At 60.1% G+C, this 9,453-nt stretch carries 11 protein-coding genes; 10 read left to right on the top strand and 1 reads right to left on the bottom strand.

What is annotated here, in order from left to right:
• A partial coding sequence (locus EOA36_RS02110; RefSeq protein ID WP_145969101.1) for an ATPase, T2SS/T4P/T4SS family occupies positions 1-631 on the bottom strand: 631 nt, incomplete at its 3' end.
• 541 nt (positions 632-1,172) lie between these two features.
• Between EOA36_RS02110 and EOA36_RS02105 the strand changes: the two genes are divergently transcribed.
• The 10 genes from EOA36_RS02105 (at position 1,173) to EOA36_RS02060 (ending at position 9,434) form a co-directional block, all read left to right on the top strand.
• The gene (locus tag EOA36_RS02105) at positions 1,173-1,394 is read left to right on the top strand and encodes a Flp family type IVb pilin (RefSeq protein ID WP_127275402.1); all 222 of its coding nucleotides are present in this window, start codon (positions 1,173-1,175) and stop codon (positions 1,392-1,394) included.
• Between the two features lie 94 nt (positions 1,395-1,488).
• Entirely contained in the window at positions 1,489-2,523 is a 1,035-nt protein-coding gene (cpaB, locus tag EOA36_RS02100) for a Flp pilus assembly protein CpaB (RefSeq protein WP_127275401.1), read from the top strand.
• A 64-nt stretch (positions 2,524-2,587) separates the two neighbouring features.
• Positions 2,588-4,033 carry a type II and III secretion system protein family protein gene (locus EOA36_RS02095; protein ID WP_127275400.1) on the top strand — a complete coding sequence of 482 codons (1,446 nt, stop codon included), beginning with the start codon at positions 2,588-2,590 and terminating at the stop codon, positions 4,031-4,033.
• Between the two features lie 4 nt (positions 4,034-4,037).
• Positions 4,038-4,313, top strand: a complete 276-nt coding sequence (locus EOA36_RS02090; protein WP_245464230.1) for a hypothetical protein — start codon at positions 4,038-4,040, stop codon at positions 4,311-4,313.
• A 71-nt stretch (positions 4,314-4,384) separates the two neighbouring features.
• Positions 4,385-5,977 carry a pilus assembly protein TadG-related protein gene (locus EOA36_RS02085; protein WP_127275398.1) on the top strand — a complete coding sequence of 531 codons (1,593 nt, stop codon included), beginning with the start codon at positions 4,385-4,387 and terminating at the stop codon, positions 5,975-5,977.
• Positions 5,978-5,981: 4 nt separating this feature from the next.
• Positions 5,982-6,506: a TadE/TadG family type IV pilus assembly protein gene (locus EOA36_RS02080; protein ID WP_127275397.1), complete on the top strand. Its 525-nt coding sequence runs from the start codon at positions 5,982-5,984 to the stop codon at positions 6,504-6,506.
• A 46-nt stretch (positions 6,507-6,552) separates the two neighbouring features.
• On the top strand, positions 6,553-7,155 hold the full coding sequence (locus EOA36_RS02075; RefSeq protein ID WP_245464229.1) for a TadE/TadG family type IV pilus assembly protein: 603 nt from the start codon (positions 6,553-6,555) through the stop codon (positions 7,153-7,155).
• On the top strand, positions 7,152-8,315 hold the full coding sequence (locus EOA36_RS02070) for an AAA family ATPase (RefSeq protein ID WP_127275395.1): 1,164 nt from the start codon (positions 7,152-7,154) through the stop codon (positions 8,313-8,315). The genes EOA36_RS02075 and EOA36_RS02070 overlap by 4 nt, the downstream gene beginning before the upstream one ends.
• Positions 8,302-8,874, top strand: a complete 573-nt coding sequence (locus EOA36_RS02065; protein ID WP_127275394.1) for a L,D-transpeptidase — start codon at positions 8,302-8,304, stop codon at positions 8,872-8,874. The genes EOA36_RS02070 and EOA36_RS02065 overlap by 14 nt, the downstream gene beginning before the upstream one ends.
• Positions 8,871-9,434, top strand: coding sequence for a hypothetical protein (locus EOA36_RS02060; protein ID WP_127275393.1), 564 nt, complete (start codon positions 8,871-8,873; stop codon positions 9,432-9,434). The genes EOA36_RS02065 and EOA36_RS02060 overlap by 4 nt, the downstream gene beginning before the upstream one ends.
• Positions 9,435-9,453 lie beyond the last annotated feature (19 nt).

Genomic DNA, 9,453 nt, shown 5'->3' with positions numbered 1-9,453 from the left:
GCGAATAGGGATTCTTGGAGAATTTCCGGATCGACACCAACGGACCGTCGACCGAGATCGGCCGCACCGCGATGTTGACGCGGGAGCCATCTTCCAGCCGGGCATCGACCATCGGCGCGGATTCATCGACGCGACGGCCGATGGCGGAAACGATCTTGTTGATGATGCGCAGCAGGTGCGCCTCGTCTCGAAATCGGATGGCTGTCTCTTCAACCAAGCCACGCCGCTCGATGAAGACGCGGTTGTGGGTGTTGATCAGGATGTCGGTAATGGAGTCATCCTTGAGCAGCGGTTCAATCGGCCCCAGTCCGAGCATCTCGTCAGCCGTGTCGCTGGTCAGTTGATCGAGTTCTCTGGCATTCAACGGCACGTTTCGATTTCGAACGAACTCGCGAACGATCGGACGGATCTCATTCAGGATCTCATCCTTGGACGCGTTTTCGAGGGCGGTCAGATTGAAGCGGTCGATCAGATGACGATGAAGCTCTACCTTGAGCGTCAGGAACGCGTCGCCATGGGATTCGATATCGGCCGCCGCAGAAAGGGCCGGAGCAGCAGGCAGCACCGTCAGCGGCTCCGCGTTTGTCGCGACAGGTTGTGCCCCCGGCCCCTTGATAAAACGCCCTAGCATAATCGCCTATGCCCCCCTAACCCTACATTAGCGGAAACTAAACGTTAACCAATCAGGGCACAAGCGCCTTGGCGCCTAGCGCCTGGTCAATACTTTCAACATAGTTAAAGAGCGTACCCAAAAAATATCGTTTTTATTTATGATCCCCGCGTTGCCAAACATGAGTGTGCGACTAAGCTTTAGATCCTCCTGTGCCCTTGCGTGCTCCGACATCGGAATCCACTCCATATCTGGCTATAACCCCCTAGATATAAAGGGATATGCTACACATCTAAAGTAGCCGTTACTTTATTAGGCCTTACGCATAATTGTGAACGAATGGTTAAGGACGCTTGAAAAATTAGACGAATCAAGCTCTTGCTGAAATTTAAAGCCGCTCTCAACTCGCAAGTTCATGTATTGGGAAGTTAAGGAACCGTTAATCCCGTTTGACTCCGCAATTTCTCGGGACCTAGGATCGAGATGACGGGGGATGCTTGGGTATGGAGTTCATCCTTGGCTCTGTCTCGTCGGGTTCAAACCTCCAAAGGGAGAAATTGACATGAAGAAGCTCATGACGATGACCCGGCAGTTCCGCGACGATGAAACCGGCGCTGCCATGGTCGAATACTCTATCCTGGTTGGCATCATCGCTGCGGCGTCACTGCTGGCAATTCTTGCGATCGGCGGCTGGGTAGGTGATCAGTTCACCGGCCTCTGCGCCAATCTGAATGGCAAGGGCGTGACAGCAGCCGGCGCCGCTGGTGGCGACTGCACTCCGTAATCACTAACTCCTTGGGCCGGAGTCACTCGACCCGGCCCAAGGGTTCTCATTGTGAAGAGATGGCATCGCCCGTTGGGCGATTTGGGGTGGGAAGATGCGCGCCAATACTCTCATTATGATTGTCCTTGCCGGCGTGTTCGGCGTGCTGGCAGTGGTGCTTGCCAACATCTGGCTTGCCAACCAGCGCAGTGCGATGGCGCAGTCGAATGGCGCCCAGCGAGATACCGTCGTGGTGGCGGCGATGCCGCTGAAATTCGGCGACGCGCTGAGTGCCGACAAGCTGCGCGAAATTCCCTGGCCGGCGGGCGCCATACCGGCAGGCGCGTTCAAGACGACAAAGGATGCAATGGCAGGCGAAGGCACGAGGCAGGCGCTTCAGACGATCAGCGTCAACGAGCCCATTCTGGCAAGCAAGATCACCGGCCCGGGCCAGCGCGCCACGCTCTCGGCGGTGCTTGGCGAAGGCATGAAGGCAGTTTCCATAAGGGTCAATGACGTGCTTGGGGTGGCTGGATTCGTTTTCCCCGGCGATCGCGTCGATATTCTGCTGACGCGCACGGTGCGTGGCGACGACGGTGCGGACAAGAGTTTCGTCGATGTGTTGCTGCAGAGCATGAAAGTGCTCGCCATCGACCAGGTGGCCGATGCGACCAAGGACAGCCCGACCGTCGTCAAGTCAGTGACGCTCGAGGTCAGCACCAAGGATGCGCAGAAGCTGACCCTGGCAGCCGGCGCCGGCCAATTGTCCCTGGCGCTGCGCCAGGCGGCGGCCAGCAAGGGCGAGGCCACCGAGCGGGTGACGCTTTCCGACCTGACCGGCGAAATGCCCGAAGACGTCGCCAAGCGACAGGCCGAACTCGAGAAGAAAGCGGCCGCGGACGCATTGGCGGAAGCTGAGCGCAAGCGTGCCGAGGAAAAGATTGCCGGGCTCACCCAGGCTGTGGAGCGCGTTGGAAGCCGGCTTGACGAGCTGGGCAAGGCTAAGCCCGCTCCAGCGGCGGCCGCTGAAGTGCGGGAAGTCGTCAAGGAAGTGGTCAAGTATGTGCAGCCCGAGCCGCCGAAGAATGTGTCGGTAGGCGTGTTTCGGGGCGTGAAGCTCGAGACATATGACGTGCCGCGACAACCATGATAATAGTGCGGCATAATACCGCGCGACACGGTGGCTGCCTTAAGCAGCATTTGGGGAGACGGGGATGCAGGGGACTTGGTCGAGGATAGCGGCGGGCGCGTTGTCCTGTCTGGTGGCGTTTTTGCTGTCGAGCCTCGTGGCCGAGGCGGCTGACCGCTTCATCGACGTGTCCAACCCCAGCGTCCATCGTGTTTTCCTGCCGATGTCGCAATCGGTGACGATCCAGGTAAATGCCAATCTCGGCGACATCGTCGTCGGCGACGAGAAGATCGCCGATGCGCAGCCAATGACCGACCGCACGCTCTATGTCATCGGCAAGGGCGCCGGCACCACCACGGTCAACCTGTTCTCGCCCGACAAGCGCTCGCTTGGCGTCATCCAGATCGAGGTCGGCGTCGATGTCAGCGACATGGCTGCGGCGATCCGCCAGGTTTCGCCGAGATCGCGCATCGAAATCGGCTCGGTGAACGGCAGGGTGCGACTTGGCGGCCATGTCAAGGACGGCGCCACGCTGGCGGCCATCATGGAAGTGGCGCAGCAATATGGCCCCGACGCCATCATCAATGCCGTCACCGTCGACGACAGTCAGCAGGTCAACCTCGAAGTGCGTGTGCTGGAAGCAAAACGCAATGCCGGCCGCGACCTTGGCGTGTCGATCAGGAGCAGGAACAGCAGCGGCACGACCCGGCTGGGCACAGGCAGCGCTGTCGTTGACGAGGATAATGTGGTGGCAGGGCCCGGAAATGTCATCACGGGGCTGTTGTCGAACTCCAACCCATTTGCAGCACTGATTGCCCGCGTCATCGACAGCAACATCAAAGTTGACTTGCTCATCGAGGCGCTGGAGGCCAAGGGGGTGGTGCGCACGCTTGCCGAGCCGAACCTCACCACGCTTTCCGGCGAACCCGCCAGTTTCAACGCCGGCGGCCAGGTTCCCATCCGCAGTGTCAACAAAGATGGCGAGGTCCAGATCGAGTACAAGCAATTCGGCGTCAACCTCCTATTCACGCCGGTGGTGCTCGCCGACGACAAGATCCACATCCAGCTGGCGCCGGAGGTCAGCGACCTGACCGGCTTCACGACAGCCGGCGATCCGATCTTCACCAACCGCAAGCTGGAAACCGTCGTCGAACTGCGCGACGGCCAGAGCTTCGCGGTCGGCGGGCTTCTGTCTAGCAAGACGACCAAGCTTCAGGAGCAGGTGCCGTGGCTCGGCCAGGTGCCGGTCATCGGCACGCTGTTTCGCAATTCGAGCAGCCAGAAGGACGAGACCGAACTGGTCGTCGTCGTCACGCCGCATATCGTGCGGCCGGTGAGGCCCGGCGAACAGCTGGCGACGCCTTTCGACAAGACACGGCCCGCGAACGACCCGGAATTCTTCGTGCTCGGCCAGCTCGAAGTGAACAAGGACATGATCCGCAAATATGAAACAGGCGACGGCGTCACCGGCCCCTATGGCCACATGCTGGACTTCAAATCGAAGGACAAGATGCTCTATGTCAAGAAATAGCGGCTTGATCCTCATTCTGTGCGCCGGGTCGCTTTCGGGCTGCGCCGCGGACTATCTGAACCACTACGACACGGTGACCTTGGCCGCGGGCGACACGCAGAAATACAATTCCCTGCTGCAGACGGTCGACCCACTCAATCCGGCATCCAGGAACACGCATATCGAAGGCGACGGCACGCGCGCCGCCGCTGTCGCGCACAACTACAAATATCCGCCGCCACCACCGCCACCGCCGGCCATCACGGTCAATGTCGGCGGGTCGGGCGTGACGACGCCGTGAACTGAACGGAAGGATGCGGAGGGCGCCGGGCATGCGAGGGGCCCTGGCGCAGGAAAGCAGAGAGTAAGGTCATGTTGGGGACCGTTCGCGCATTCTGGAAAGACGAGCAAGGCATAGCGATGATCCTCGTCGCCATCATGCTGCCCGTGATCATCGGCTTTGCTCTGCTTGTCATCGATATGTCCCGAGCCAACAGCCTGCATAACGACCTTCAGAAGGGTGCCGATGCCTTCGCGCTTGCCGCGGCGGCAGAACTGGATGGCGGGACAGATGCGATAATTCGCGCAGATCGAGCCCTTGCCGACTCCGTTTTCGGCAACACCCCCCTCGTCGACAACACCTATCGCTTCTCGGATCAGGGCACCCAGCAGACATTGACAGCGAATGGCATCACCCGGCGCTATCTGAGTAGCCTGCCAGCCAACGACAGCGATCCGATCGTGGCGGCAAATGTAATCACCGATGAATTGAATGACGCGGCCGATGCCCGGTTTGTCGAGGTGACTGTGAAGCCTACCGGCTTCGCGGTAATATTCCCGGCATCGTTCCTAACCGGAAACGACGCCGACAACAGCTTCTCTGTCGGAGCCAAGGCCGTCGCGGGGTTTAACAGCGCCGTGTGCGATTTTACCCCGGTGTTCATATGCAATCCATATGAGATGGTTAACGGCACCAACGATGCCGGCGGCATTACGCTGCAGCAGGCAGTAGCAGAAAGGAAATACCGTCGGCGGCTCATCCAGCTTCGAACCGTAGGCAACAACGCTGGATATTTCCCCGGCAATTTTGGTTTCCTGGAAACCGACGGCAAGGGAGCAAAGAGCCTAGCGACTGCCTTGGCGTCGGCCAAGCCCGGTGCCTGCTACAGCAAGAACAGCATTACAACCGCCACGGGCCAAAAGGCGGGCAAAGTCAAGGGTGCAATCAATCTGCGTTTCGGAATGCAGGAATCCGGAACGAATTTCAGCGGGGCTGAGTTTGGGCCGGCAGAGAATGTCAGAAAAGGCGCCAAGAAATCCGGTGGGGCAAACAACTGCCCGTCCTCAAACGCTCTGACGTTTGATGTGGCTGGTCAGACCCAGAGCCTTGGGCTCGATTCGTGCTTCACGAACCTAACATCTCCTTGCACAATGATGGGCGGCCGCATGGGAGCAGGCGATTGGGATCTAAATACTAGTTCCAATTCGTATTGGAAGATCAACCACATACCAAGCGGCGTCGCCCTCCCGTCTGCGCTTCAAGGAACAGGCGACAATCTTCCGACCCGCTATGAAGTTTACAAGTACGAGAACGACCCCGCGCATAATCTCATTCCAGACAAATCCAAGGCTCCAGGGAACGAAATCGGTACGCCGCCGAACAGTTGCGGATCAGCAATCACCTACGTCGACCGGCGCCTGCTCTACGGGGCAGTCATAGACTGTCAAAAACTCGAAGCTGACCCAAACGTAGATTTGGGTGGACATACCGAAAATCTACCGGTGGAAGCGTTCGCCAGTTTCTTCATTACACAACCGGTAAGAACCGACCGCTGTACCGGTAAGGGAACGACGTGCTTCGACTATGACGCTGATATCTTTGTCGAACTGGTCGACGTGACCGGTCACGCCGGCCAAGGCACGCTCAACAATTTTCTCCGCGACGAACCGCAGCTTTACAGGTGATGTGATGCTGACAGCGTTGAGGGCGATTTTATCTAAGTTTGGGCGCGAGGAGCGAGGGGCGGTTCTCGTCGAAATGACGTTAATTACGCCATTGATGATCAGCCTTTCGGCCGGCGTTTTCGAGTTCGGAAACCTTCTCCACCAGAAGCTGCTGATTGAAGCTGGTCTCAATGACGGGGCTCGCTATGCAGCGCGCTGCAATCAGACGTTCAATACAGCGCTGAACTGCGGCACCTACGCGCGCAATATCGCCGCAACAGGATCGTACAATTGCGGCGGCGATTGCACCGTTGCCAGCCGGGTCGTGGGCTGGCTGCCAGCGACGGTAACGGTCAATCTCAACCATCGCGTGATAGCGGTGACTACCGACGCCAATGGCCTAGTGAACTACCATAGTACAACCACCAATGTCCGGGTCGTTCGGCTGGAGACCTCATTCACATACACCGGCGCTTCCTTGCTTACCTATCTCGGCCTGGGACCGATCACCTTTTCCGCCGCCCACGAAGAACGCTACATCGGGTGGTGAGATGTATGTCCTAGCGCGATTCAGGAAAGATGAGGCTGGCGCGACGATGGTGGAAGCCGCAATCAGCATGACCCTGCTGTTGGTGCTGACCCTCGGCTTTGTGGATTTTGGATACGCCTGGTACCAATGGAACGCCGCGACCAAGGCTGTCGAGATCGGCGCACGCATGGCTTCAATTTCAGCGCCGATCGCGCCAGAAATTGCGGCGGCAGGGATCGCAACCACGCCAGGCGACCCGATTCCTGTAGGCAACTACGACTCCACGTGCAATGGCGCTACCAACCTATGCGGTTGCACCGGCTCGGGATGTCCGGGCACAACTACTTTTACCCTAGCGAACTTCAACCGCATATTTCAGGGCGATGCAAGCGGCGCCGGCAATTGTCCGCTGCTTGCCGCCGGGCAGCGGCCAGGCATGTGTCACTTCTTTCCAATGCTCCAGCGCGCCAATGTGATCGTCAGATATGCGGCCACGGGGCTTGGCTACCAAACCCGTCCTGGCGGGCCAGTGCCGACAATCACCGTCAGCCTGCAGAACGTGAACTTCCAATTCTTCTTCCTCGGCGCGCTGCTCGGTTTCAACAACATCACCATGCCCTCCATGCTGAGCACGGTCACGGGCGAAGACATGAAGAGCACGTATCCATGAACGCCATCAACACCAAGGTCCTGCCCACCAAGCGAAAGCAGGTCGCGCTGTTTTCCTCCGATCCGAATTTCAAGCGCGATGTGGCGACCCGGCTCGATGCGCTGGCGATCTATGACGTGCGGGTTGCCGAGACGGGCGACTTCCTCAAAGGCCCACCGGCCGAGACGCGCCCGGGCATCGTCATCCTCGATCTCGGCAATGGCGAATTGCTTGGCAATCCAGGCATCGTCGAGGCGCGTGGACTGTGGGCAACCGTGCCGCTGATCGCGGTTTCGGACGAGCTGACGTCCGAACAGACGCGCGTGCTGGTGCGCATGAACGCCTCCGACTGGCTGCACAAGCCGCTCGACGGCAAGGAACTGCTCAACGCCGTCACCTTCCACGACAGCGGCAACCAGGGTACCAAAAGCCGCATCATCACCTTCGTCGGCGCCAGCGGCGGCGCCGGCGCCACGACGCTGGCGTTGTCGGCAGCTGAATTCCTGGCCTCGAAATCGACAGAGCGCGCGGCCTCGACCTGCCTGGTCGACCTCGACTTCCAGAGTGCCAATTGCGGCGCCTATCTCAACCTGTTCAACCAGTTCGACCTTGCCGGCATCATCGGCCAGCCGGAACGGCTCGATGTCGAACTGATGGATGTCATCAAGCTGTCGCGGCCTTCCGGCCTGACGCTCTATGCCTTCGAGCGGCCGCAGTTGCCGTTCGAGCGGCAGGGCGCCGATTTCGTCTTCCGGCTGCTCGACCTTGTCGCCTACCGTTTCGACGACATCGTCATCGACCTGCCGAACATCGAAACGCCCTGGCAAAATTCCGTGCTGTCGACGAGCGACGAGATCTTCATCGTCTTCGAGCTCAATGTCGCTTCGCTGCGGCAAGGCAAACGGCTCTACAAGAAGATCCGCGAGCTGCGCGGCAATAACGTCAGCATCACGCTGGTGGCCAACAAGCACAAGCGCAAATGGTTCGGCAACCACTTCTCGCGCGGCGAGTTGGAGAAGATCTTCAAGGCGCCGAACATCAAGTCGGTCAGCCTCGACAACGCCCTGCTGGCCGACGCCCTGAACCGCGCGATGCTGCCGTCCGAAGTGGATGGCCGGGCGCGCTTCAACAAGGATCTGAAGAAGATGTTCCGCGAGCGGCTCGACGATGCGGCCCGCTAGCGGCCATCGCTTTCGACTGACGGCCGCCTGCCTCCTCGGCCTGGCGCTGGCGCTTCCAGCCGGACAGAGCGCGTGGGCGGACAGCCGCCCGCCTTTGCCGGCCATGGGTCCCAGCCTGCGCAAGACGGTGGCGTTTCCCACGGCCGAGAAGATTGGAACCATAATCATCCGCAAGCAGGAAAAAGCGCTCTACCTGGTGACTGGCAAGGGCGAGGCCCTGCGCTACCGGATCAGCGTCGGACGCGATGGGTTTGGCTGGACGGGTACGGTCCAGGTGGGGTCAAAGACGGAATGGCCGGCTTGGCGCCCGCCCAAGGAAATGCGCGCCCGCCGGCCGGAGTTGCCTGAGATGGTTCCCTCGGGGCCGTACAATCCGCTCGGCGCAAGGGCGCTCTATCTGCTTCGGGACGGTCGCGACACGCTCTATCGCATCCATGGCACCAACGACCCTTCGGGCGTGGGTTTCGACGGCACGTCGGGCTGTTTTCGCTTGACCAATACCGATGTCATCGATCTTTTCAGACGCGTGCCTGTCGGCACCAAGGTGGTGGTCCAATGACAACGATCAGCGATCCCGACGAACTGCTGGCGGCGGTCGAACCGCCATTGCTCGACAAGGAGAAGAGCCGGTTCAGAGTGGCCGTTGCCGTCTGCGTCGGCCTGGCGCTGTTTGCCCTTCTGAACGCCACCGCTGCCGTCTATCTCTACCGTGGCATCAACGACCTGCGTACGATCGAGGCGCGGCTGGAGGACCTCGGCCAGTTCGAGCAGCGAATGAGCGCGCGGCTGGACACGGTCAACAACGGATTTCAAAGCCGGTTCGAGGCGCTGGACGACCGGTTGCGGGCGAGCTTCGGCGAGGTCAACGCCAGCATCGCCAAGCAGGCACCGGAAATGTCGGGAAATCACGGTGGCGACGAGCCGCGCGTCGTGGAGCTCCCCCCGCCCGCCGAAGATACGGCGGCGGTTGCCAGCGCCACCGAGGCGGAACCGGCCACCGAGGATATGCCGCGCACAACGCGACGGAGGCCGGCTCCGGCAGCGCCTCCCGCGCCAAGTTCCAACTACCAGCGGATCGTATCCCCGGAAGGCAAGGTCACCTATCACAAGATAAACTAGCTTTGGCCTCGGCCGCGCT

It is taken from the genome of Mesorhizobium sp. M8A.F.Ca.ET.021.01.1.1 (assembly GCF_003998025.1).
GTDB lineage: Bacteria > Pseudomonadota > Alphaproteobacteria > Rhizobiales > Rhizobiaceae > Mesorhizobium.
Note: the sequence above shows the minus strand (reverse complement) of the source record. Positions and strands in the feature narration are given on the sequence as shown.